Origin of the sequence: Intestinimonas sp. MSJ-38 (genome assembly GCF_018917925.1) — a bacterium.
Lineage (GTDB): Bacteria > Bacillota > Clostridia > Oscillospirales > Butyricicoccaceae > Pseudobutyricicoccus.
In genome coordinates, this window is the sequence record NZ_JAHLPO010000004.1 from 48,636 (window position 1) to 71,671 (window position 23,036).

The 23,036-nt window shown below is 55.6% G+C and carries 21 protein-coding genes and 2 pseudogenes; 15 read left to right on the top strand and 8 right to left on the bottom strand.

What is annotated here, in order from left to right; translation table 11 throughout:
• Nucleotides 1-46: 46 nt before the first annotated feature.
• The 4 genes from KQI26_RS03805 to KQI26_RS03820 all read left to right on the top strand — a co-directional run bounded on the left by KQI26_RS03805 (nt 47) and on the right by KQI26_RS03820 (nt 3,372).
• Nucleotides 47-373 carry a hypothetical protein gene (locus KQI26_RS03805; protein WP_216503284.1) on the top strand — a complete coding sequence of 109 codons (327 nt, stop codon included), beginning with the start codon at nt 47-49 and terminating at the stop codon, nt 371-373.
• Nucleotides 374-465: 92 nt separating this feature from the next.
• Nucleotides 466-1,014, top strand: a complete 549-nt coding sequence (locus tag KQI26_RS03810) for a LemA family protein (protein ID WP_118748356.1) — start codon at nt 466-468, stop codon at nt 1,012-1,014.
• 4 nt (nt 1,015-1,018) lie between these two features.
• Nucleotides 1,019-2,689 carry a DUF2207 domain-containing protein gene (locus tag KQI26_RS03815; protein WP_216503285.1) on the top strand — a complete coding sequence of 557 codons (1,671 nt, stop codon included), beginning with the start codon at nt 1,019-1,021 and terminating at the stop codon, nt 2,687-2,689.
• Nucleotides 2,690-2,721: 32 nt separating this feature from the next.
• Nucleotides 2,722-3,372, top strand: a complete 651-nt coding sequence (locus tag KQI26_RS03820) for a hypothetical protein (RefSeq protein WP_216503387.1) — start codon at nt 2,722-2,724, stop codon at nt 3,370-3,372.
• Nucleotides 3,373-3,528: 156 nt separating this feature from the next.
• Here the strand turns inward: KQI26_RS03820 and KQI26_RS15255 are convergent.
• Nucleotides 3,529-3,744 (bottom strand): annotated as a pseudogene (locus KQI26_RS15255) (transposase); the annotation flags it as partial.
• Here KQI26_RS15255 and KQI26_RS03825 point away from each other — a divergent pair.
• The gene (locus KQI26_RS03825) at nt 3,649-3,978 is read left to right on the top strand and encodes a hypothetical protein (protein ID WP_216503388.1); all 330 of its coding nucleotides are present in this window, start codon (nt 3,649-3,651) and stop codon (nt 3,976-3,978) included. The pseudogene KQI26_RS15255 and the gene KQI26_RS03825 sit on opposite strands and share 96 nt — an antisense overlap.
• A 93-nt stretch (nt 3,979-4,071) precedes the next feature.
• Here the strand turns inward: KQI26_RS03825 and KQI26_RS15680 are convergent.
• Both KQI26_RS15680 and KQI26_RS03835 read right to left on the bottom strand, forming a co-directional pair.
• A pseudogene (locus KQI26_RS15680) lies at nt 4,072-4,233 on the bottom strand (transposase); the annotation flags it as partial.
• A 42-nt stretch (nt 4,234-4,275) separates the two neighbouring features.
• Entirely contained in the window at nt 4,276-5,322 is a 1,047-nt protein-coding gene (locus KQI26_RS03835) for a hypothetical protein (protein WP_216503286.1), read from the bottom strand.
• Nucleotides 5,323-5,395: 73 nt separating this feature from the next.
• Between KQI26_RS03835 and KQI26_RS03840 the strand changes: the two genes are divergently transcribed.
• From KQI26_RS03840 to KQI26_RS03860, 5 genes are all read left to right on the top strand, one after another.
• Nucleotides 5,396-5,758, top strand: a complete 363-nt coding sequence (locus KQI26_RS03840) for a hypothetical protein (protein ID WP_216503287.1) — start codon at nt 5,396-5,398, stop codon at nt 5,756-5,758.
• Between the two features lie 171 nt (nt 5,759-5,929).
• Nucleotides 5,930-6,877: an SHOCT domain-containing protein gene (locus tag KQI26_RS03845; protein ID WP_216503288.1), complete on the top strand. Its 948-nt coding sequence runs from the start codon at nt 5,930-5,932 to the stop codon at nt 6,875-6,877.
• A 13-nt stretch (nt 6,878-6,890) separates the two neighbouring features.
• On the top strand, nt 6,891-8,819 hold the full coding sequence (locus tag KQI26_RS03850) for a clostripain-related cysteine peptidase (protein WP_216503289.1): 1,929 nt from the start codon (nt 6,891-6,893) through the stop codon (nt 8,817-8,819).
• Between the two features lie 128 nt (nt 8,820-8,947).
• Nucleotides 8,948-10,456, top strand: coding sequence for an S-layer homology domain-containing protein (locus KQI26_RS03855; protein ID WP_216503290.1), 1,509 nt, complete (start codon nt 8,948-8,950; stop codon nt 10,454-10,456).
• Nucleotides 10,457-11,123: 667 nt separating this feature from the next.
• On the top strand, nt 11,124-12,314 hold the full coding sequence (locus tag KQI26_RS03860) for a M20 family metallopeptidase (RefSeq protein WP_216503291.1): 1,191 nt from the start codon (nt 11,124-11,126) through the stop codon (nt 12,312-12,314).
• Nucleotides 12,315-12,588: 274 nt separating this feature from the next.
• Here the strand turns inward: KQI26_RS03860 and KQI26_RS03865 are convergent, their stop codons facing one another.
• The 3 genes from KQI26_RS03865 to pepD all read right to left on the bottom strand — a co-directional run bounded on the left by KQI26_RS03865 (nt 12,589) and on the right by pepD (nt 16,033).
• A complete protein-coding gene (locus tag KQI26_RS03865) occupies nt 12,589-12,876 on the bottom strand; it encodes a hypothetical protein (RefSeq protein ID WP_216503292.1) in 288 nt (95 codons plus the stop codon).
• Nucleotides 12,877-12,909: 33 nt separating this feature from the next.
• Complete coding sequence (gene cls, locus KQI26_RS03870) at nt 12,910-14,409, bottom strand: cardiolipin synthase (protein WP_216503293.1); 1,500 nt, start codon at nt 14,407-14,409, stop codon at nt 12,910-12,912.
• A gap of 169 nt (nt 14,410-14,578) precedes the next feature.
• Nucleotides 14,579-16,033 carry a beta-Ala-His dipeptidase gene (gene pepD / locus KQI26_RS03875; protein WP_216503294.1) on the bottom strand — a complete coding sequence of 485 codons (1,455 nt, stop codon included), beginning with the start codon at nt 16,031-16,033 and terminating at the stop codon, nt 14,579-14,581.
• Nucleotides 16,034-16,213: 180 nt separating this feature from the next.
• Between pepD and KQI26_RS03880 the strand changes: the two genes are divergently transcribed.
• From KQI26_RS03880 to KQI26_RS03890, 3 genes are read left to right on the top strand one after another with little or no spacing between them, the layout of a single operon-like run.
• Complete coding sequence (locus KQI26_RS03880; RefSeq protein WP_216503295.1) at nt 16,214-16,600, top strand: GntR family transcriptional regulator; 387 nt, start codon at nt 16,214-16,216, stop codon at nt 16,598-16,600.
• Nucleotides 16,597-17,496, top strand: coding sequence for an ABC transporter ATP-binding protein (locus KQI26_RS03885; protein ID WP_216503296.1), 900 nt, complete (start codon nt 16,597-16,599; stop codon nt 17,494-17,496). Before KQI26_RS03880 ends, KQI26_RS03885 begins: the two co-directional genes overlap by 4 nt.
• Nucleotides 17,471-19,555 (top strand): DUF6449 domain-containing protein, encoded by a 2,085-nt coding sequence (locus KQI26_RS03890; protein WP_216503297.1) that lies wholly within the window; start codon nt 17,471-17,473, stop codon nt 19,553-19,555. The genes KQI26_RS03885 and KQI26_RS03890 overlap by 26 nt, the downstream gene beginning before the upstream one ends.
• 55 nt (nt 19,556-19,610) lie before the next feature.
• Here KQI26_RS03890 and KQI26_RS03895 read toward each other — a convergent pair whose 3' ends face one another.
• Together KQI26_RS03895 and KQI26_RS03900 are read right to left on the bottom strand one after the other, a co-directional pair.
• Nucleotides 19,611-20,330: a ThiF family adenylyltransferase gene (locus KQI26_RS03895; protein ID WP_216503298.1), complete on the bottom strand. Its 720-nt coding sequence runs from the start codon at nt 20,328-20,330 to the stop codon at nt 19,611-19,613.
• A gap of 177 nt (nt 20,331-20,507) precedes the next feature.
• Nucleotides 20,508-21,113 (bottom strand): recombinase family protein, encoded by a 606-nt coding sequence (locus KQI26_RS03900; protein ID WP_216503299.1) that lies wholly within the window; start codon nt 21,111-21,113, stop codon nt 20,508-20,510.
• A gap of 259 nt (nt 21,114-21,372) precedes the next feature.
• Here KQI26_RS03900 and KQI26_RS03905 point away from each other — a divergent pair, with 259 nt between their 5' ends.
• Together KQI26_RS03905 and KQI26_RS03910 are read left to right on the top strand one after the other, a co-directional pair.
• Nucleotides 21,373-21,609 carry a carbon storage regulator gene (locus KQI26_RS03905; RefSeq protein ID WP_118746664.1) on the top strand — a complete coding sequence of 79 codons (237 nt, stop codon included), beginning with the start codon at nt 21,373-21,375 and terminating at the stop codon, nt 21,607-21,609.
• Nucleotides 21,610-21,726: 117 nt separating this feature from the next.
• Entirely contained in the window at nt 21,727-22,929 is a 1,203-nt protein-coding gene (locus KQI26_RS03910; protein ID WP_216503300.1) for a flagellin, read from the top strand.
• Nucleotides 22,930-23,036: the final 107 nt, after the last annotated feature.

A 23,036-nucleotide genomic window follows, 5' to 3' on the forward strand; every position in this document is an offset into this window, starting at 1 on the left:
TACAAATAAGCCAAATGGCTGTATGAAATATAGGAGGAATACGAACATGAGAAAACTACTTACCATTTTGCTGGCAGCGGTGCTGTGCCTCTCTCTGGCGGCCTGCGGCGGCCCGGATAAGCAGCCTGCCATCGACGCTTACAACGAGCTTGCCAAGAACTACAACAAGTTTGTGGAGATCTCAAATGAGGATCTGAGCGGCTGGAGTGAAGAAGACATCGACTACATGAATTCGATTGCCGATGCAATCACGAAGTACGGCGAGCAGCTGGAGAGCGATGATGAGCTGACGCAGGAGCAGCTCGACGAGATGGTTAAGGCGTGCAATGAGTTCAACGGCGTCATTGAGGAATATCTGGAGAACGAAGAATAATCCAAGACAACGATACAGGATGTCATTTTGATTCTGCTCAAGGCGGATGCGCCAGTCCGCATCCGCCTTGAGCTTTGAAGGGGGCTATTTTTATGCCGTTCATCATAATTGGCGGACTGATCGCCATTTTCGTGATCTGGGGGATCGGCGTCCAGCGCAGGCTGGTGGTCATGGACGAGAATGTCAACAACGCCATGAGCCAGATCGGGGTACAGCTCTCCTCCCGGTTCGACGCGCTCACCGCCCTGCTGGATCTGGCCAAGGGCTACGCCGCTCACGAATCCCAGACCCTGATCGAGACCATCAAGTCCCGGCGCAGCGTCATCACAGCCGCATCCACCCCGGACGATGTACTGAAGCAGGAGGGAATCATCTCCGAGGCTCTGGGCCGCATCTCCATGGTAGCGGAGCGGTATCCCGAGCTGAAGGCCAGCGAGAGTTATAAAAAGTGCATGGACGCCGTGGACAGCTATGAAAAAATGGTGCGCACCAGCCGCCTTATCTACAACGACAGCGTGACCAAGCTGAACCGGGAACTGCGGATGTTCCCTACCTCCCTGCTGGGCGGTATGTTCGGATTCCGTCAGCGGGACTATCTGGAGATGGTGGAAGAAAAGGCGGATATGCCTAGTATGAAGTGAGCCAATGAAACAGAAGATTGCGGCCATCATTGTGGCCTTCCTCTGCGCGATCCTGCTCTGCACGCCGGCTCTGGCGGCCAGCCGGGTGCCGGAGATGGAGCTGAACGTGGCCCTGCGGCCCGACGGCTCGGCCCATATTACCCAGGTCTGGACCACAGATACCGATGAGGGGACGGAATTTTATCTCGGATGCAGGGACAGCGGCTATCTGACCATCACCGATTTTTCCGTTTCCGACCAAAACGGTCCCTATGTCTATGTGGAGGACTGGGATGTGGACGCCTCCTTTGAGGAGAAAGCGAACCGGTGCGGGATCCTTGAAATCGACGAGGGCGTGGAGCTGTGCTGGGGCATCAGCGAATACGGAGAAAACCGCTATACCATTGAATATGTGCTCCACGATCTGGTGGGAAGCTACTCTGACGCAGACGGCTTCAACCACCGCTTTGTGGACGAGATGAGCTTTTTCCCCACCGATGTGGCGCTGACCATCCGCAACGAGGACGGCACGCCGCTGACGGATGAGAACTGTGACATCTGGGCCTTTGGCTTTGACGGGCAGATCCAGTTTGAGGACGGCGTTATCCGGGCGTGGAGCGAAGCGCCGCTGGAGGGCGGTGCGCACATGACCGTTATGGTGGCTCTGGAAAAGGGCGTCCTCTCACCCAGGCGCGTCGTGGAGGATAGCTTTGAATCGGTGAAGGAGCGTGCCCTTGAGGGCAGCGACTATGGGGACAGTGAGGACGCGGCGTGGGATGATGAACCCCTTACGGCGGGGGATGCCCTGCTGTTTGCCGCCATCGTTCTCACACCGGTTTTGCTCATCCTTCTGCTGGTTGTATTGCTCGTAAAAGTGGGAAAAGCCAGGAGAAAAAAGCGAATGGAGCGGGTTGGCTACTTTCGTGACGCGCCCAATAACGGCGATTTGAATGTGACCTATCAGCTGGGCCGTTGCAGCGGCCTGTGTGAAGAGGACGCCCTGCTGGGCGCTTATCTGATGCGGCTGATCAGCCAGGGCTGCCTGGAAAGCACAGATGATTCCATTGACGCGGAACCGGTCCGTTTGCGTTTGAGCCATGGGCCTCAGAGCGGAAATGTGTACGACGACGCGCTCTACACCATTCTGGAAGCTGCCGCCGGATCAGACGGCGTTTTGGACCCCAACGAGCTGGAACGCTACTGTGGGCAGAACTACATCCCCCTGTCCCGCTTTATGGAGTCCTGTGAGCGCAGCGGCAAGCAGACGCTGATCAGGAGCGGCTGTTTGAAAGGCGCTGTTCTGAATCACGACAAGGACCTGACAAAAAAGGGGCAGCAGGAACTGGACGAGATATACGGCCTGAAGCATTTCCTGTTGGATTTCTCTTTGATCCACGAACGGGGCGTCAAGGAAGCGGTCATCTGGCAGGATTATATGATATATGCCCTGATACTGGGCATCGCGGACAAGCTGGAGGCACAGATTCAGGAGTTATATCCGGATCAGCTTCCCCAGTTAAACCAATATCGCCGCTATGTCCATTATACCGGCTGTTACAATGGCGTGATGTACGGTGCGTACAGCCGTGAAAAACTGCGCAGAGCACCGAACCGCAGAGCAGGCGGAGGCGGCGGCAGGGTGTCCTTTGGCGGAGGCGGCGGTTTCTCCGGCGGAGGCCGCGGCGGGATCCGCTGAAAATAGATGAATGTTTTACAAGGAGGGACATGATGGGACTGTTTCGCAAGAAAGAAGCATGCCCGGTATGCGGGGGCGAGGTCAAGGGACTGTTTCACAAAAAAATCGGCGGCAAGAAGGCTCTGTGCAAGGATTGCTCTGCTCAGGTTTCTATGGCAAAGGAGCTGCTGAAGGACGCAACGCCGGAGTTTATAAAGGAACATCTGGAATATCGCAGGGAGAATGCCCTGAAATACAACGCGCTGCACTGGGAGGCAGAGTACGACGCCCGCGGCACGAAGATGGGCGTAGATCCCGGCGCCGGTTTTCTGTATCTCGTCGATGCGGATATGGATGATTCGGATAATCCGGTGGTGTTTTCTTTTGATCAGATCACCCGGTATGAGCTGTACCGGCTGAATCAGAAAGTGGATGATTCCGATACGCCCGGCGCAACGGCATTGGAAAGCGCCCTTTCCGCCCTGTCCGGCATTGCAAAAATACTGGATAAGGATAAGAACAGCAACGATTATTTTCGCCTTTTGATCACCACCACGGAGCCCTACTGGCCGAAACTGAAGCTGGAGATCTACTTCAACAGCCCCGATGACATTTACGGCTTTGGTGGCTTTGGCAACGATTTGGAACGGATGTGTCAGGTGCTCAAGAGCGCCGCTCGCAGGGAACCTGTCGCCATTTGCTGATGCAGGAAGGACCTGTTGACAAACATAAAAATTCAGCTGAAACCCATCGTGGCCCCAGCAGAATAATAAATTTGGGGATAGCGAAAGATGGCATTTTGCCATCCGCTTAAGATTTAGGGCCATGGCAGCAAGGAGGCATTCTTCCGTAGCCGCGAGAATGCCCCTTTTTCGAATCTTTGAAATACAGTGTTCCCGTTTCAAGACGGAGAAACTGCCTTCGGCCCAGATTTTGCGAAGCCGCATCATGGACAGGTATTCAGGAGTTCCCACGCGCTGATGCCCTCTGAAAAATGCCGGATAGCAGCTGCTGGCCAACACTCTGCGCCGAATTCCAGCCTTGTCAAAACAGCCCGGCCGTTTTGGACAGCGCATACAGGCATCGCCCTCGACCTGGTAGCACCGCAGATATTTGCCCGTCGATTTGCTGCCGTGATTGATATAACCGCTGTCTGGATCCGTTTGGCTGGTGGTATGGCACTTCCTTACAATTTTTGTTGGTGGTTTTTTGAAACCCGGCTGATTGGAAAGCTCTTCATCCAAAGAATCGAGATAGCTTTGCATACTCTGTTCAACTTCTGTTTCTACATTGATCCAGCCTTCTCTTGATACATTGGCCGGAATGTAGCTTCCATCCGCAGCCATCGCTTCTCCGTCGATCAGCCCGCTGTCTATGCATTGCTTGACTATTTCATAAAAGGCTTTCTGAAAAAGGCTGCTCTGCTGCCATTTTCGCGTTCTGGTCTTGCTGAATGTGGAGTGATTTGGGATCGTGTCATCCAGTTCAAATCCGCAAAACCATCGGTAGGCGATGTTGAGCTGAACTTCCTCCACCAACCGCCGCTCTGATTTGATGCCATACAGGTATCCGAAATTTGCTTCATTGTTTTTTCTCCATTACTCTGTTTATTTATCTGTTTGCATGCAGGAAATTCCATATTTTTGAATCATCATGAAAAGTATGGATAAAAATTCATCTTTTCCATGTGTCAGGAATTTGAAACTGATCTTGTAAGTACCTTCCCGTGTGTACAGCCGCAGCTTCATCCATTCCGCTTTTTCCGTTTTTTCCACTGCAGCCATTTCGATTCTTTGGATGTTTCTCCAGTAAAGTTCATGTTTTCTGTGCAGTGGGTATTTGATGGTCATTTTTTCTTGTGAATACCGGATATTTGTATTGAGCATCACGACCAGGAACACGATACTGATGACTCCGCAGACAGGTGCAAACCAAAGCGTAAACCTCTGGGAGAAATCACCCTGCAGAAACTGCTGTATGATGCTGTTTTCCGCTGCTGCGGGCACCAGAATTGCCATATAAATCAGGAGAATGCCGATGCCCATAGCTGCCAGAAGATAATACTCGGAGCCATAGCGCAGAATGCATTTTTGCGGTTCTTCGTACATATGGGAACGATAGTAGCTGGCAATCTTTTCTGGGCATGTTTTCTTGATCATATCGCAAAATACATCATAATTTACCATTCCGAGCCTTGCGGTAAGAACCTTGGTTCCATCCAGAAGATATAAGTTGACTGCATTGTCAAAGTTACCGTCTACTTTTCGGATTTCCTCCCACTGAAAGGTTCTGGACTTGCGAAAGGGCTTTTCAATCCGGACTTCCCTGCTGTTAAAATAAACGCAGTCCCGACCTGCCACATTCCCGCAGAAAATCAGAAGCATGCAGATCAAGATTGAAGTTATGACGAGCAGGCTCCACATCAGCCGCGCTTCTGCAGGTGCGCCGTCTTTTATGTAAAGTACGAGGAAAAAGGCAACAAAAAGAAGTTGGAATACGCCTACTGCATAAACGACATACCGTTGTCCTGGCGGCTGGCATAAGATTGCCATCCCTTTGGGGATACGCGCGATCTGCCGTCGGTTTCTTCCTGTGATCAGATAAATGATTTTTGCAGTCAATAGCAAAACCAGCGAAAAGATCAATTTCTCCATGCTTTTTATTCTATCCTTTTCAACCTACATTTGGTATCCTTAAGGTTTTCTTCTAGTATAGAGTATCGGATATATGTTCGTCAAGCGCCCGGCTGTACCGCATCGTCACCACCGATGTCACGAACACAGTTGCTCCCAATGCGCCGATGACGGCACCGCAGATTCTGAGCGAGACCGAAAAACAAGTTGTGTTCAAAAGGATGCTCGGTACAGTGCCTTTGTCCCCAACGCCCGCAGCTTGCTGACGCCGGATATGGGGATCGACCGCAGCTATCTTTCGCCTGCAGAGCCTTGGCGCAATGAAAATCGGGATGAAATGCTCCGCATGACGCTGCGTGTCGATGGAAAGCCCGACTACACCCTCGTCCTCCCCGCTGATGAGGAATACCTCGACGCGGTGAAGGCTTATCTTGATATCGATGTTTTCGCGGGATAATGTACAATAAGGGCACTGTGGGGTAGCAAGAAATACATGAACATGAAGCACTTGGAGGCGGTCATGGACGACGCCTCTATTGCCGGCTGACTTCACTCAGCCGAGCCTGCAAACAATTTTGCGCATAAATCTTGACGGGACCTGTCAACAGGTCCCAGGAAGGAGCCTACCATGGGATTATTCACCAACAACAAAAAATTGTGCCCCATCTGCGGCAGCCCAACGCCCCGCCTGCTGGCGACCAAAATCGAGGGGCAGCCCATCTGTAAGGAATGTGACAGCCAGATCGACCTGCCGGACGGTGCAGTGAACAGGATGTCCCTCACCGATTTCAGGCAGTACCTCGCCGCGTTTGCGGAAAACAAGAGCCTTCAGAGTGAGTTTCAAAGCAGCTATCAATTTCATATTGGTTTTTGGAGCGGCACGCTGTATGTGGATGAGGCCCATGGCCTTCTCCGGGTCAAGGAGGGCAGCGGCTGGGTCTTTGAGGGGAAGGACCTGAAGTCCTTCCGCATTTCAGAGGACGGTGAAACCCTGTTTGAAAGCGGCGATGGGGTCCTGAACTGCCACGCCAGCAGCGTTCCCGACCGGGTGAACGATATGGCACAGATCATCGCTCAGTTCCATATGCACAAACAGGAGTATGAGCGCCGGGAGGCCATGGAGGATCTGCGGAACTGTATGGATGAAAGCAGCGAGGAGCGCCGGAAGCGCCAACGCACCAGCGATCTGTACCGCCCCCGTTTTGAAGCGTCTGCGCCGGTGCAGAAGTTCCGTATTGAGATCATACTGGACCACCCCTATTGGCAGAAAATCGAGGACGAGTTCTCCGGCCCGGAATTTGACAGAGACTACCCCCGCGCGGAGGACTATCTGAAAAGTTACCGGGAGCAGACGGAGGAGCTGCATCTCCTGGCCTCCAAGCTGATGTACATGATGGATCCCAATGCGGGCGAAGTACATCTCAATTCCTCCGCTGCAGCGCAGGCCGCGCAGAGCGGTCCGGCGGCGCCGGTGGATGCTGTGAATGAGATTCAGAGGTACAAGGCCCTGCTGGATGCGGGTGTGCTGACGGAGGAAGAATTTGCGGCCAAGAAGCGGCAGCTTCTGGGGATCTGAAATGGAGGCAGGGATGAAGAACAAAATATTCGTATTTCTTTTGGCACTGTCTATGTGCCTGTCCCTCGTCGCCTGCGGCGGGGACGAGGCCGGGGACGGGAGCTGGGCGGTGTACTGGTATCTGTGCGGCAGCGATCTGGAGACCGACGGAGGCTTCGCCACCACCGACCTTTCCGAAATGATGGAGGTACAGCTCCCCGAAAACGTCAATGTAGTCATCCAGACCGGCGGAGCCGCCGTCTGGCAGAACGACCAGATGAACCCGGAAAAGCTCCAGCGCTGGCTCTACAACAGCGAGGGGCTTCAGCTCATCGAGGAGCAGGACACCGCCAATATGGGCGACGCCCAGACCCTCTATGAGTTCCTAGCTTTTGCCAATGAGAATTACCCCGCCGACAAGGTGGCGGTGACCTTCTGGAACCATGGCGGCGGCTCGGTGGGCGGCGCAGCCTTTGATGAGCTTTACGGGCTGGATTCCCTGGACCTTGCCGAGATGTATCAGGCCTTTGACGCCGTATGGCCGGCAGACGCCGAACACCCTGCGCTGGAGCTGGTGGGCTTCGACACCTGCCTGATGGCTACGGTGGATGTGGCGTCCACCTTCCAGGGTTTTGCCAAATATTTAGTGGCCTCCGAGGAGGTGGAGCCGGGCAACGGCTGGCTTTATTCCGGCTGGCTTGGGGCGCTGGCGGAAAATACGGATATGGACGGCGCGGCGCTGGGCGTTGCCATCTGCGACACCTATTACCAGGGCTGCGAGGCGGTAGGCACCCAGGATCAGACCACCCTGTCCGTGACCGACCTCTCCAAACTGGATCCATTGCTGGAGGCTTACGAGTCTTTTGGGCAGGAGGCGCTCGCGGCCTCGGCGGAGGATCCCGGCTTCTTTGCCGAACTGGGCCGGGCCGCCGTCCAGAGCGAGAACTACGGCGGTAACACCCGTGAACAGGGCTATACTAACATGGTGGACCTGGGCCATCTGGCCCGGCAGACTGCGTGGATGCTGCCTTCCGCCCAGAATGTCTGCGATGCGCTGGCAGATTGTGTGCTCTATCAGGTGAGCGGCCCCTACCGGGCTGAGGCCACAGGGCTGAGCTGCTATTACTCCTATAACGGCGATGTGGATGATCTGAACGGATATATCACCGTGGGCGAGAGCACCGCATTCAAGAATCTGTACGCCTACGAGCTCACCGGTGAGCTGGCCGAGGGCGGCGAGGAATACCTCAGCTCCCTGGGTATTGGGGAGCTGCCGGAGCGGGTCACGCTGGCCAATATGGACTGGGACGGCGCACCGCTGGATCTGGATGACGAGGGAATCTCCTTCCTGACCCTCGGCCCGGAGGCCAACGATGTTCTGGCGGGCATCGGTTTCTCCCTGTTCTATGTGGACGAGGCGGGCGACCAGATGTTCCTGCTGGGTACCGACAACGATTTGAACGCTGACTGGGAAAACGGCGTGTTCTACGACAATTTCCGGGGCGTCTGGGGCGCGCTGGACGGTCATCTGGTCTATATGGAGCTGTCCTTCGGGGGCGATGATTACAACCTCTACTCCGTTCCCATCCTGTTAAATGGCGAGGCGTACAATCTGCAGGTGGTCTACGACTTTACCGCTGAGGAATGGAGCATCCTGGGCGCTTCCCAGGGGCTGGACGAGTCCGGCATGGCCAGCAAAGAGCTGCGCCTGCTGGCCGAGGGCGATGTCATCACCACCATCTGGAAAGCCGCCACCTTCACCGGGGATGATGATTTTGAGATGTACGCCGCCGAGGAACTGACTGTCACCGCCGACACGGCCTTTGGAGAGGCGCCCCTGTTCGACGGCAGCTACTCCATGGTCTTTGAGATGTGGGATGCGGCGGGCAATTACGCCTACTCCGACGCCGTGACCTTTGACTGCGTGGGCGGCGAGATCTCGACCACCGTTTATAAGGACTGAGCAGAGGTGTTCAGGGAAAGGGGACACATTCGGCTGCTGCGCTGGGAGAAGAGGAGCGCTGCTGTTGTGATTGAAATGGGATTTCCCCAGTAGAAGAAAAGGAGGAACGCACGAGAGGAACGCACGATATGAAAAAACGGATACTCAGCCTGCTGCTGGTATTCGCCATAGTGTTCTCGCTGATCCCATCCACGGCTTTGGCCGTTGCGGATACACAGGGAGCATCTGCGGAGCAGGCAGACCCATTTGCCGATGTGAAGGAAACAGACTGGTTCTATGACGCTGTGCAGTACGCGCGGGTCAATGGGTTTTTCAGTGGCACCAGCGCGACGACCTTTGAACCCAACGGGACCATGACCCGCGGGATGTTCGTTACCGTGCTGGGACGGATGGCTGGAGTGGATGCCGATCGCTATCAGGGTGAGAGCAGCTTAAGCGATGTGCCGGCAGACGCCTATTATGCCCCTTATGTGGCATGGGCGGTGAAGCACGGGGTCACGGCTGGTACAGGCGGCGGGAAGTTCTCCCTCGATGCGTTCATCAACCGGGAGCAGATGGCAGTATTCTTTGTGCGCTATTTTGAGAAATTTGATGTGGACTATACGACTGACACGGTGATCACCACCACACCTGCGGACATCGACACGGTTTCCCCCTATGCGCGGGACGCAGTCTTGAAGCTGTGGAAAACCGGCCTTTTGAACGGCGACGGAGTAAATTTTAATCCGGCGGGCAATGCCAGCCGCGCCCAGGCGGCCACACTGTGTATGCGGACGGACGAAACGGTGGAGACCTGGTATCAGGAACCCGGCATGCCGTCCGAGCGGGTCAGCATCGATCCCGAGGCCGGAGATCCAGCCGTCAAGCCGGAAACGCCCTCCACAGGCGGCGGATCTTCTGGCGGAGGCGGCTCCTCCGGCGGAGGGACGAGCCAGACCACCTATTACGAAGTGCAATTTGTGCTGGGCAGCGGTCAGACGGACATCAGCCTTCCCAAACCCCAGACCGCCGCGAAGGACACCCCCATCAGCAGCCTGCCTACGCCGGCCAAGGCCGGGGTGATCTTCCTGGGCTGGTACTATGACGCCGAACTGACCCGCGGGGTGGAAACGGGCGACACCGTGACAAAAAACATGACCCTCTATGCCAAGACGGCAGCGGGAGAAGAAGCGCAGTCCATGGAAACGCCAAACTATGTGACCCGCACGAAACTTCAGGCAGGTACATATTCCTTTGACATGGTGGGTGTGACCGGAGACAGCAATATAAAAGCTGCCGTGAAATTCATCAATATCACAGGCGGCAATATGGCCGTGGACTACACCGTCAGCGGTTCCACGGTGTCCGCTGTGCTGGAGGCCGGTCAGACCTACCAGGTGGAGCTGCTGAACGAGGCGGTGCGGTTCAAACTGGACGATGGCGAGCAGAGCGCGTCCATCCGCTATCTGAATCTCCTCACCGCAAAGGATGAGGTGAAAAACGCCGAACTGAACGATGGGGTGAAGCAGATCCCGGTCACTGAAACCGAGGGCTTGGAGGACACGGTGTTCGCCGGGCTGTATCAGATCGGCGAACAGGGGCGCAGCACCGAGAACACCGCCAGCGGGAAGGGAAATCGGTGCAGTGGCAGGGGGTGATATGGGAAAGGCCCAGCTGGGAGAGATAGTTCACCGTTTTGTCCATTCGCTCTTCGGAGGGATGGAGCAGATGGAAGCCGCCCACAATATCTTGGATTTTGTTTTTTCCGGTGATGGCCTTGGCGGCCTCCACCGTGTTGCAGATGCCGGCGTGGGCCCAGCTGGAGAGGATCACAAGGCCTTCTTCGCCGTCAAAGACCAGGGAGGTGTCGTCCAGCAGCTTGTCCTCTTCCCAATCCCCATTTAGTTTGGTGACCACCTTGGAGTGGGTGTTTTCAAACTCCAGCACCCGGGGGATCTGCCCCAGGAAGGTGAGATGAGGGGTGAGGGCATAGGATCTTTTTCTCTCCTTCCTCCACATAAAAGCTGAGGGCCGGTTCCACTTGGAAGTTAATTCTCACCAGGGTGTCGTTGTCCACCAAAACAGTGACTTTCATCATGGTTCCTCTTTTGAATAAATTTGACAAAGTTTCGACAAAACCGGTAATAGAATAGCACATACATTGATAAACTCTGAATTGTTTTTCCAAATAAATGCAAAGAAAATTATTTTTTCCCGATAGATCAAAACAATGGCAAAGATCTCTTGCAAAAGGCGGCGGCTTGGTGCATGATAGAAGCAAGAGAAATGATGTCACAGACTACAAAGGGAAAGGATGAAGGTGCAATGGAAGAAAAATGGACACAGACGGCCAAGGAACTGGAAGGCGTGCTTCAGGAGATGAGCCGTACCATCCATCAAAACCCGGAACTGGGGTTTGAAGAGCACAAGGCCCAGGCCCTGTGTACCGACCTTTTGGAAAAAGAGGGATTTTCGGTGGAAAAGGGGACGGGAGGTATTGAAACCGCTTTCAAGGCCCGGTTCCCCTTGGGCAACGGTCAAGGTCCCCGGGTGGCCTTTTTGGCGGAATATGACTGCCTGCCCGGTCTGGGCCACGCCTGCGGCCACAATCTCATCGCCGGAGCAGCAGTAGGGGCCGGTATTTTGCTGCGCCGTCTGGCCGGGGATGTAAACGGAGAAGTGGTGGTCATGGGCACCCCCGCAGAAGAAGGGGGAGGCGGCAAGGTGATTATGCTGGAAAATGGGGCTTTTGACGATGTGGGCTATGCCATCATGATGCACCCCTCCACCGAGAACCTGGTGGGTCGGGGCGGCCGGGCCACGGTGAAGTTCGACATCGCTTTCCACGGAAAAGGCTGTCATTCCGCCGGGCCGGAAAAGGGAATCAATGCTCTGAATGCAGTGATTCTGCTCTTTAACGCCATTGACAATCTGCGGCCGCTGCTGCCCACCGATACCAATATCAACGGTGTCATTCTGGATGGGGGCAAGGCCTGCAATGTGATCCCCGATTATGCCCATGCCCAGTTCAGCGTCCGGGTGCGCACCCAGGCCGAAGGGGAAGTGGTGATGGAGCATCTGCGCCGGGTGATCCGTGGCGTGGAGCAGCTCACCGGCGCCCGGGCGGAGTATGTGCTGGAGCCGGGATATGCCGAGCGGTATCCCAATGACCACATCGAGCGGGAGATCCAGAAGACCCTGGAAGAGCTGGGAGAAGAAGTGGAACGGGCGCCGCTGATGGGCCGTTATGGCTCTTCGGATATCGGCAATGTGACGCTGAAAATGCCGGCAGTGCACACCTATTTCAAGATCGCTCCCAAGGGTGTGGCCAGTCACACACCGGAGTTTGAGAAGGCATCCGATACCCCCTATGCCTATGAGCAGATGATGAAGGCCGCCCTGGCTATGGCCCGGGCCGGAAGCCGTATTCTGTCCGATGGGGAGTTCCGCAGCCAGGTGGATGAGGAATTTGCCCAGCAGGTCAAAGCTCGGGAAGAAGCCAAAAAACAGGCATAAATCCGCGAAAATAGAAAACGCCCCCGCTTCATGGGAATGTTTCCATGAAGCGGGGGCGTTGAGCGTGTCGAAAAAGTGGCGAAAGCCACTTTTTCGAATTTTTGCAAGGGTCTGCATGCAGCCGATTGGCCGCTTTCAGCAGTCAATCGGCCACACTGGCCCCTTGAGAGGTGCAAAAAACCGGCGCACAGGTCGCCGGTTTTTGCAAATTGGTTCAAAATGGGGCAGAGACTTTTCAGCCTTGCGTTTTTTTCGACAGTCTGAGGTTTTCTTTTTACAGAGGTTCGTTGCCCTCTTCCTCGTCATCGTCCTCAGGACGGACAAAGTCATCTTCGTCCAGGTCTTCCGAGGGCTGCACAGCCCCGGCGGCGGGATGGACGGGGATCACATAATCCTCCGGATCGGGCTCTTCCATGGGAGGGGCAGAGTGGCCCGGCTCCTGACGGATCATTTCGTTCAGCTCGTCATTCTGACAGCGGATCATCTGCCAAAGCTTGGCCCCGGCCAGGGCCAGGCCGGCGGAAGCGGCGGCAAACAAAGCGAATTTGGTTTTCTTTTTCATAACCATTCCTCCTCGGTCAGCAAGGTAAAATTATCACATCAGCGGGGCGAACATCCGCAGAAGAGCCCGGCCCGTCTTGATATACCAGGGCGCCCGGCGGCAGTCGGCCAGAGAGATGATCTGGCACCGGCGCAGAGTCTTGGTAAAATCATCCCGCACATCTTCCACCGTATCGGTGCCGTAGAGAAGCACACCGCATTCAAAGTGGAGATACAGGCTGCGGTAATCCATGTTGATGGTGCCCACCACACACCACCGGTCATCCACCACAATGGTTTTGGCGTGGTTGAAACCGGGGGTGTATTCATAGATCCGCACCCCGGCCTGGAGCAGCGTGGTATAGTTGGCCCGGGTGACGGCGTGGACATACCATTTGTCCGGAATATGGGGGGTGATGATGCGCACATCCACGCCCCGCTTGGCCGCCGCTGTCAAAGCGATGACCGTTTCGTTGTCGATGATCAGATAGGGGGTGTTGATATAAAGATACCGGTTGGCGCTGTTGATCAGGTGGAGATAGACGGTCTCCGATACCGGCTCCCCATCCAGAGGGTTGTCGGCAAAGGGCTGAACGATGCCGCCGGAGTGGACTTCGGGAAAGACGGGGAAAAAGGACATGATGTCCTCTTTGCTGCCCCGCAGGTAATTCCACATGGAAAGGAAGATCACCGTCAGGTTCCAGGCCCCGGGGCCTTGGATCAGAATGGCGTTGTCTTTCCAGTGGCCGTATTTTTTCCGGGCGTTGATGTATTCGTCCGCCAGGTTGATGCCGCCGGTGAAGGCGGTGTGGCCGTCCACCACCAAAATCTTCCGGTGATCCCGGTGGTTGAAGTGGGAATTGAGCACCGGCAGGAAGGGATTGAACACACAGCAGCGGATGCCCATCTGCTCCAGAGTGAGATCATACCGGTAAGGCAGGGTCATCACACAGCCCAGATCGTCATAGATCAGGCGCACATCCACCCCTTGAGCCGCCTTTTGCCGCAGAATCTCCAGAATCTCGCCCCACATTTTTCCGTCTTCCACAATGAAATACTCCAGGAAGATATAGTGCTGGGCTTTTCGCAGCTGGGCCTTCATGTTTTCAAAGGCCAACTCGCCCAGAGCGAAATATTTGGTGTGAGTGTTTTCACAAGGGGGACAGTAGGCGTATTTCTGCACATAGCGCATCAGTCCGGCGGCGGAGGGAGCCCGGGTCTTGACCCGCTGGATCAAGGGGTCGTTGTTCCGCAGGCTGTTGGCCATCTGCCTTTGTACCGATTGCATCTTCTGCCGGCTCCATCGGCCCATGTGGTTGCCGCCCAGCAGCAGATAAAACAGCCCGCCGAACACCGGGAACAGCAAAATGGGCACGATCCAGGCGATTTTGTACGCTGGATTGCTCTGGCCGTTGACAATGATGAGCACCACGATCAGACTGATGACCAGGGATAGGGCATAAAAATAGACGAAATAGCTGCCGAAAGACATTACGACAATAGCCAGGAACACTGCCTGAACCAGAATGGACACGCCCACCAGGGTTACCCGCATGGTGAGCAGCTTCAGCAGCTTTTTCAGCAGGTTTTTTAAGATAACGCCCCACCTCCTTTGGCGGCCTGACGCTTTTTCTTGAAAAAGGTCGAATGTATCATAACACACCGGGGGAGGGGAAAAAGCAATAGATTGTAAATCCTCCCTCCCCCGCAGGTTGGTTACTTGGTTACTGGCAGAGTTTCTGGAGAACCGCCTTGAGCAGGTCATAGGTGCGGGCAAAGGAATCCAGCTCCATATGCTCTTCGGGAGAATGGGCTCCTTCGCTGTTGCAGCTCATGGTCACCATGTCCACGCCGGGCATTCTCTTTTGGAAGATGCCGCATTCCAGGCCGCCGTGGGTGGCCACCACTTTTCCCTCTTTTCCGGTGAGGGCCTTGTAGCAGTCCAGCACGGTCTGACGGATGGGGGAGTTCTTTTCGATCTCCCAGGATTCGTAGTCGTCGTGATGGCGTACCGCTGCTCCCAGAAGATCGCCCAGAATATCCAGACGGGCGGCCATATCCTGACGGTAGGCGTCGTTGCTGCTGCGCATGGAGACGATGCACTTGCATTCCGTTTCACTGGTGTACACACTGGCGAAATTCTCCGAAGCCACCACCCGGTCGTTCATGGTCAGGTCCCGCAGCTGGGGCCCGCAGGGCAGCATCACCATCAGGCGCATCATCTGGCGGCTCTGCTCCAGGGAAGCGGCCTGATATGTTCCGGCCGTTTCTGCTGCGATTTCCACCCGGAAATCCTTGTCGGCGGGCATCAGTTGAGAACGGATTTCTTCTTCGGTCTGCTTGACCAGAGCCTGGGCCGCATCCAGTTTGTCCTGGGGCACAAGCAGCACAGCATCGCATTCCCGGGGAATGGCGTTGTCCTTGTCACCGCCCTGGCAGGACTGGACCCGGCACTCCATTTCTTCCATCAGACGGCGGAAAAGGCGGCCCATGAGCACATTGGCATTGCCCAGCCCCATGTGGATCAGTCCGCCGGAGTGGCCGCCGGACAGACCGCGGATGGCCAGACGGAGCAGAGCCCCATTTCCCTCTTCCATGGTCAGGGGCAGGGTGAAGTCGGTGACCTGGCCGCCAGCGCTGCCGCAGCAGAACACACCTTCCGGGCCGCAGTCCAGATTGATGAGACGGCGGGACTGGAGACGGCTGTAATCCAGGTTATGAGCGCCGATGAGCCCCACTTCTTCCGAAGCGGTGAAGACGCATTCCAAAGGAGGATGCACCAGGGTACGGTCTTGCAGAATGGACATCATCCACGCAACGGCCACGCCGTTGTCAGCGCCCAGGGTGGTGCCTTTGGCCCGCAGGATATTGCCTTCCACCACCAACTGGATGGGATCTTTCAAAAAGTCATGGTCCACATCCCGGTTCTTTTCGCACACCATGTCGGTGTGGCCCTGAAGCATCAGGGGAGGCAGGTTTTCACAGCCCTGAGAGCCGGGCTTTGTGATGCACACATTGAAGTGTTCGTCCCGCCAGGCTTTCAGTCCCTGCTCCTTGGCAAAGTCCAGCAGGTACTGGCTGATGGCTTCCTCATTTCCCGAGCTGCGGGGGATGCGGCTGATCTCCTCAAAATACCGGAGCGCCATTTTGGGCTCCCGGCCTTCCAGCAGATATTCCATGGTATTTCCTCCTCTGTTTTGTGTTAAATCAAAGGGACAGGCCCTTTTTTCCATTATATAAAAAAAACCGTTCCTTGTCCATGCTTTCCCCTCTTGACAAAAGGGAGAAGTTCGCATAAAATATCAACTGTACTAACACACATAATACAGATAACACACCTTGGGAAAGGAGGGTACGGATTGATCACCATAGATTATAAAGACCGGCGGCCCATCTATGAGCAGATCGTCAGCAGCATAGAAGACCTGGCGGTGCGAGGGGTGCTGGAGTCGGACAGTCAGCTGCCATCGGTGCGGCAGCTGGCGGTGGAGCTTTCCATCAACCCCAACACCATCCAGCGGGCCTATTCCCAGCTGGAAAAGACCGGGGTGATCTATTCGGTCAAAGGCAAGGGGAATTTTGTGGCGGCCGATCCCAAACGGCTGCGGGAGGAAAAAATGGAACAGATCTTGCAGGAGATGGAGAAGCTGCTGCGTCAGGCTTTGGCCCTGGGCGTCGGACGGGAGCGAATGGAAAATTGGCTGCACAGCCTGCTGGAGAAGGAAGAAGGAGGGAACAAGGCATGATAACGGCCACCGATGTAACCAAGCGTTTCGGCAATATCCTGGCGGTGGACGCCGTGACGGCCGAGATCCGGGAAGGCAGCGTTTTTGGGCTGATCGGCTCCAACGGCGCCGGAAAATCCACCTTTTTGCGTATGGTCGCAGGTATTCTCCGGCCGGACAGCGGCAGTCTGATGGCCGATGGCATGGAGATCTACGAAAACCCCCAAGTGAAGGGTCGGGTCTTCTATATTTCCGACGAACAGTACTTTTATTCCAACGCCACCCCTCGGGAGCTGCGGGATTTTTACGCCAGCATCTATCCGGGCTTTGACAAAGGCCGGTTCCAGACTTTGATGAAGGGCTTCGAACTTCAGATGGAGCGGAAGATCAACACCTTTTCCAAAGGCATGAAAAAGCAGGTGTCTGTGATCTGCGGCATTTGTTCTGGGGCAGACTATCTTCTGTGCGACGAGACCTTTGACGGACTGGACCCGGTGGCCCGGCAGGCGGTGAAGAGCCTTCTGGCCGGAGAGGTGGCCGAGCGGAACATGACCCCGGTGATCGCTTCCCACAATCTGCGGGAGCTGGAGGACATCTGCGATCATGTAGGGCTTCTGCACCGGGGCGGCATTTTGTTCAGCCGGGATCTGGAGGATATGAAACTGGGTATCCATAAGCTCCAGTGCGTGTTCCAGGAGCCGGTGGAGCGGGGGGACTTTGCGCCCCTGGAAGTGATGAGCTTTGACAAGCGGGGAAGTCTTTTTACCATTACGGCCCGCTCGTCCCGGGAGGAGCTGGAAGAGAAAGTCCGGTCCATGGGCCCGGTGTTTTATGAAGTGCTCCCCCTGTCTTTGGAGGAGATCTTTATCAGCGAAACGGAGGTGCAGGGCTATGACATCAAGAAGCTTCTGTTCTAAAGAAGAATCCCGGCTGCTGCGGATGATGACAAAGGAAAAAATGTGCCGCAGCCTGTGGGCCATCAGCCTGTGTACCCTGGCCTTCTTCTTCATGCTCACGGTACCCACCATCATGGGAGTGCAGCAGGAGCTGGAGCGGCGGAAGCTAGATCCCCAGGCCATGGAATCCATCTATTCCATGCTGAGCACCATCGTGGGCCGGCACAATGTGTTTGTCACCCTGGCCACCGTGGCCATGGCCGTGCTTTTGGCGGCCGTCAGTTTCCGCTATATGCACAACAAAAAGCAGGTAGACTTTTATCACAGCTTGCCCATTCGCCGTCCCTGGCTCTTTTTGGCCAATTTCCTGGCGGGGATGTTTGGGTTCCTGTTTGCCTATCTGTTCAACCTGGTGTTGTCTCTGGGTATCATCTTCTGTTCCGGCTTCGGTAAGGCGCTGAGCGGGCCGCAGGTGCTGGGAACCATGGCGCTGCATCTGGTGTTTTTCCTGGCGGTCTATGCCCTTTCCATTGCAGCACACCAGCTGGCGGGCACCACGGCCACCGGACTTCTTTGCAACGGGTTTTTGCTGGCCCTTTTCCCCGCAGCCCTGGGGCTGACCATCGTCTATGGTCAGCTGCTGTATCGTCATTGGTATCTTCCCGATGAGATCTTCAATCGCATGGGGCAGTGGCTCTCCCCTTTGTGGAGCTACTTTACCATGTCCTTTTTCTACAATGATTCCATCCGGGCGGGAATGGTGTTGTATTGGCTTCTGTGGGCGCTGGTGCTGGCAGGCCTGGGGATGTTCCTCTATACCCGCCGTCCTTCGGAGAGTGCGGGAAAAGCCGTGGCGTTTGCTCGTCCGGCCGCCGTGCTCAAATACATGGCCGTGATTCTGTGCACCCTGGCTGGCGGCATGCTCTTCCGTGTGATCGGTGTGGGCCTGGGCTGGCAGATCTTCGGCTTTTTCTGCGGCGGGATCATTTCCCACTGTGTGCTGGAGGTCATCTACAACCTGGACTTCAAAAAGATCTTCTGCCATATCAAGGGTCTGGGGATCTGCGGGGTGTGCTTTGCCGCCTTGTATACTGGCTGCCATATGGATCTTTTTGGATATGACGAGTTCCTGCCCACGGCGGATCAGGTGAAGGCCGTGAGCCTGATGAGCAATGTGAATGAGGATTATGTGCTGAGCGTGGATGAAACCCAGCTGGACACTCTGTACCGGCAGACCTACCGTCAGCCGGAGAACATCCAGGCCGCTTTGGAACTGTGTGCCTCCGCCATTGAGCCGGCCTCAGAGGAAAGCGGCTGGGATGGAGCCCGAATCTGGGTCTGCTATCAGATGAACAGTGGCCGGAAGGTCTACCGCAGCTACTTTGCCCGCCCCCGGGAGGCGTTTTTAGAACAATGGGCCGTCCTTTATGACAGCCGGGAGTATAAAGAAAATTACTATCCCATCTTCCAGGTGAAGGACAACGAGCTGCAAAGCGCAGGCTGCTGGCAGAGCGAAGGGGATTATACCGGCTTTGTGCGGAAGCAGGAGCAGGCGGCTGCGCTGGCCGAGGTCCTGCGGGAAGAGACTTTGAATCTCACTGTGGAGCAGCTGAAGCATCAGGTGCCGGTGGCGATCCTGGAATGGGGGGACGATCCCGATTACGGCAAAGAGGGCAATTACAGCCCCATGGTCACCCAGATGCCGGTGTACCCCTCCATGGAAAAGACGCTGGCCCTTATGGAAGAGTACGGCATCTATCAGCCAGGGGCCGTGCTGAATCTGGATGAGGTCCAGGGCGTATGGCTGTGGAGCTGGGATAAGGAAGGCGCTCATGCTTTGAATCTGGAAGAGGACATCGGCACCGCGAATGTCCAGGTCAGCGGCGATGGGGATGTGTATATCACCGATAAAGATCAGATCGCTCGGATGCTGGAAAAGGCAGTCTTTACCGCGCTGGCCGACAAGAACCTCTATTTTGAAGAAGATCCTGTGCGGGCCCGGTTTGTTTTGGATGAAAACATGGGTTACAGTGTGGACTGTGTGTTCCCCGCAGGAGAGCTTCCTCTGCAAAAGAAGTAAATAAGGCTGAAAACACAAAAAACGCAGGCATTTGCCTGCGTTTTTTGCTGGCTATTTATTTGATTCCAGCCAAACGAAGGATCACATGGCCGGCGATCATCAGCCCGGCCACCGAGGGGACAAAGGACAGGCTGCCGGGGGTCTGGCGGCGGCCCGGCGGAGGAGCCTCGCCGCCGGAGAGGGGAGTCAGGGGCTTTTCATCGGACCAGAGCACCTCCAGATGGAAGATGCCCCGGGCTTTCAGTTCCCTGCGCATCACCCGGGCCAGAGGGCAGACCGAAGTCTTGCTGATATCCCCGATGCGGAAGCGGGAGGGGTCCAGCTTATTCCCCGTGCCCATGGAGGCGATGAGGGGGACCCCGGCCCGCTGGGCCTCCTCGGCCAGAAGCAGCTTGGAGCTCACCGTGTCGATGGCGTCCACAATGTAGTCGTATTCGGCCATCCGGATCTGACCCCGGGTCTCCGGTCCATAGAACAGACACAGGGCTTCCACCTGGCACTGAGGATTGATGTCCTGGATACGGCGGGCCATCACCTGGGCCTTTTTCTGGCCCAGAGTGCTGTGAAGAGCCGCCAGCTGACGGTTGCAGTTGCTCAGGGCCACTTCGTCCGGGTCTATGAGGGTGATGCGCCCCACTCCGGCCCGGGCCAGGGCCTCGGCCGCATAGGAGCCTACGCCGCCCACGCCAAAGAGCAAAACGGCGGATCGTTCTAATTTTTTCTGGGATTCCTCTCCCAGCAGGAGCATCTGGCGGGAAAAGGGAAGATCGGTCATAACAAAAGCCCTCCGGGTATTTTTCTTTTTATGATACCCCATTTTCGGGGAAAAAGGCAAGGCTTCAGACTGCCGAAAAACGGATCAGCCTAGAGGAGGCGTTTGTCCTACCCTTCATCGATCTGCAAAAACCGCCGACCTGTGCGGCGGTTTTTGCCACTTTTTCGAAAGGCTTGCTTATTGAGCCGGCTCCCACTCCTTGGCCCGGCGGAGAAATGTCTGGTAGGAAATGCCCAGGGAGAGGGCGGCCTGGCGGGAGGAAATGCCTCCTTGATGCCACAGATCGGCCAAAGCGGGAAAATTTTCCGGCAGCTCCATCCGCTGAGGGCCGAAGTGGACGCCCCGGGATTGGGCGGCAAAAATTCCTTCCCGCTGGCGTTTGCGGGTGTTTTCCCGCTCGGTCTGGGCCACATAAGAAAGGAGCTGCAAAACGATATCGGCAATGAGGATGCCTGTCAGGTCCTTGCTCCGGCGGGTGTCCAGAAGGGGCATGTCCAGCACTACCACAGCGGCCTGTATGCTTTTGGTGATTTTTCGCCACTGGTCCAGGATCTGGGAATAGTCCCGCCCCAGGCGGTCGAGGCTGGTCACTACCAGGGTGTCCTCGGCTTTCAGCTTGCGGATGAGTTTCTGATAAAGAGGGCGGGCGAAATCCTTTCCCGACTGTTTTTCCACCACAATATTCTTTTGTTCCACACCGAAGCCCAGCAGAGCTTTGATCTGCCGGGCTTCGTTTTGTTCTCTGGTGGAAACCCGGGCATAGCCATAGATCTTTCCGTTCATAATGAGAGCCTCCTATAAAAAGATAGTTGGTTTCATTTTAACGAGGCCCAAAATAAAAAAGCCTGCCCATTTGGCAGACTTTGCAAAGGGACCGTTACATATTGTATAGTTTTTGTAACGAAAAAATTTTTTTGAAAAAAGACTTAATTTCCCCTTTGGGGTGCCGATAAACATAGTGTACGGAAAAAAAGGAACATGAGGATAGGCTGTTACAAGTTGCATACAACCTGTAACAGACAGCGCCAAGGAGGGCTTTTTTATGCTGACACTGGGTCTCCGTTCGGGAGAATACATCGTCATTGGTGATAACATCGTCATCAAGGCGGTGCAGGTGGATAACCAGGTGCAGCTGGCCATTGAGGCCCCTCGGGATATGGCGATTCTGCGGGAAGCGGTGTATGAACAGACCCATCCCACACCGGAGTGCATTGTCCGCCTGCAGGAGCGGGATCGGAAAAAGCGCTCCAAAGCCAAAGCAGCCGCTCAGGCTGAATAAGCCGAATGATTTTTGATTTCTTCCATTCCGCCGTCCGGTACCAACGGCGGATGGCTGGAATAAATTGTGCGGGGGGAAGGATACCCCCGGTCAACACACCAATAGGAGGAAAAAATTATGCGTATTCAACACAACATCATGGCGATGAACGCCTATCGGAACTACAACAACAACACCAGCGCTCTGTCTAAGAACCTGGAGAAGCTGTCTTCCGGCTACAAGATCAACCGCGCCGGTGACGACGCCGCCGGTCTGGCTATTTCCGAGAAGATGCGCGCTCAGATCACCGGTCTGAAGACCGCCACCAAGAACGTGAAGGACGGCGTTTCTCTGGTGAAGACCGCTGAAGGCGCTCTGCAGGAAGTCCACGATATGCTCAACCGCATGGACTCTCTGGCTACCCAGTCCGCCAACGGCACCTATGATGACGGGGTGGACCGCCTGAACCTGCAGAAGGAAGTCGATGCCCTCCGCAGCGAGATCGACCGCATTGCTGACAGCTCCAACTTCAACGGCCTGAACCTGCTCGACGGTTCTCTGTATAGCGGCACCTCCGTTGCGTTTGCTAGCACCGCTTCTACTAATAAAATTGCAGTCAATGGTACCATCACTGCGGACAGCTACGAAGCCAAGGACGGTACCACGAAGCAGCTGACCTTCGAGTTTGCTGTTAATGGCGATGGTGCTGAGACCAAGGCAGCTGCTAGCAGCGGTGGTAAGGTAACCATTACCCTGAAGAAGGGTGAGGAAGCTACCGCTGATGTAATCAACAAGGCCATCCGCAGCGCCACTGTTGCCAATGGTGATAATAAGGCTGCCATTGAGAAGGCACTGAAGAGTGTCACCTTCTCTGGTACCACCACTAAAGATGGTAATGGCACAGGCATCCAAAATGCTACCGGTAACCCTACCAATAAGACGGGTTCCCTGACCCTGCAGATCGGCGACACCGCTGACAAGTTCAACAAGCTGAAGGTCAATGTGGGCGATATGCACGCCAAGGGTCTGGGGATCGACAAGTTGGACATCTCCAGCCAGACCGGCGCTGCCGCCGCCATCCAGAACATCAAGGATGCCATCAACAAGGTCTCCTCCACCCGCGGCGACTTGGGCGCCATCCAGAACCGTCTGGAGCACACTCAGAACAACCTGAGCGTCATGACCGAGAACATTCAGGACGCCGAGTCCACCGTCCGCGACACCGACGTGGCCGACGAGATGATGGCTTACACCAAGAACAACATCCTGGTGCAGTCTGCTCAGGCCATGCTGGCTCAGGCCAACCAGGTGCCTCAGGGCGTTCTCCAGCTGCTCCAGTAATTTCTGGAAAGCGGCTTAGAAAAAAGAATAAGCCCGATTGCAAGAAAGGGGGCTGGGCGCAATGCCCAGCCCCCCTTTTTTTAATCATGACAATGGGGAACAGGAGG

Bases quoted from the DNA above. Each gene is read 5' to 3' on its own strand.
- KQI26_RS03805 (WP_216503284.1), top strand. From the start codon at position 47: ATGAGAAAACTACTTACCATTTTGCTGGCAGCGGTGCTGTGCCTCTCT.
- KQI26_RS03810 (WP_118748356.1), top strand. From the start codon at position 466: ATGCCGTTCATCATAATTGGCGGACTGATCGCCATTTTCGTGATCTGG.
- KQI26_RS03815 (WP_216503285.1), top strand. From the start codon at position 1,019: ATGAAACAGAAGATTGCGGCCATCATTGTGGCCTTCCTCTGCGCGATC.
- KQI26_RS03820 (WP_216503387.1), top strand. From the start codon at position 2,722: ATGGGACTGTTTCGCAAGAAAGAAGCATGCCCGGTATGCGGGGGCGAG.
- KQI26_RS03825 (WP_216503388.1), top strand. From the start codon at position 3,649: ATGCCCTCTGAAAAATGCCGGATAGCAGCTGCTGGCCAACACTCTGCG.
- KQI26_RS03835 (WP_216503286.1), bottom strand. From the start codon at position 5,322: ATGGAGAAATTGATCTTTTCGCTGGTTTTGCTATTGACTGCAAAAATC.
- KQI26_RS03840 (WP_216503287.1), top strand. From the start codon at position 5,396: ATGTTCGTCAAGCGCCCGGCTGTACCGCATCGTCACCACCGATGTCAC.
- KQI26_RS03845 (WP_216503288.1), top strand. From the start codon at position 5,930: ATGGGATTATTCACCAACAACAAAAAATTGTGCCCCATCTGCGGCAGC.
- KQI26_RS03850 (WP_216503289.1), top strand. From the start codon at position 6,891: ATGAAGAACAAAATATTCGTATTTCTTTTGGCACTGTCTATGTGCCTG.
- KQI26_RS03855 (WP_216503290.1), top strand. From the start codon at position 8,948: ATGAAAAAACGGATACTCAGCCTGCTGCTGGTATTCGCCATAGTGTTC.
- KQI26_RS03860 (WP_216503291.1), top strand. From the start codon at position 11,124: ATGGAAGAAAAATGGACACAGACGGCCAAGGAACTGGAAGGCGTGCTT.
- KQI26_RS03865 (WP_216503292.1), bottom strand. From the start codon at position 12,876: ATGAAAAAGAAAACCAAATTCGCTTTGTTTGCCGCCGCTTCCGCCGGC.
- cls (WP_216503293.1), bottom strand. From the start codon at position 14,409: ATGCGGGTAACCCTGGTGGGCGTGTCCATTCTGGTTCAGGCAGTGTTC.
- pepD (WP_216503294.1), bottom strand. From the start codon at position 16,033: ATGGAATATCTGCTGGAAGGCCGGGAGCCCAAAATGGCGCTCCGGTAT.
- KQI26_RS03885 (WP_216503296.1), top strand. From the start codon at position 16,597: ATGATAACGGCCACCGATGTAACCAAGCGTTTCGGCAATATCCTGGCG.
- KQI26_RS03890 (WP_216503297.1), top strand. From the start codon at position 17,471: ATGACATCAAGAAGCTTCTGTTCTAAAGAAGAATCCCGGCTGCTGCGG.
- KQI26_RS03895 (WP_216503298.1), bottom strand. From the start codon at position 20,330: ATGACCGATCTTCCCTTTTCCCGCCAGATGCTCCTGCTGGGAGAGGAA.
- KQI26_RS03900 (WP_216503299.1), bottom strand. From the start codon at position 21,113: ATGAACGGAAAGATCTATGGCTATGCCCGGGTTTCCACCAGAGAACAA.
- KQI26_RS03905 (WP_118746664.1), top strand. From the start codon at position 21,373: ATGCTGACACTGGGTCTCCGTTCGGGAGAATACATCGTCATTGGTGAT.
- KQI26_RS03910 (WP_216503300.1), top strand. From the start codon at position 21,727: ATGCGTATTCAACACAACATCATGGCGATGAACGCCTATCGGAACTAC.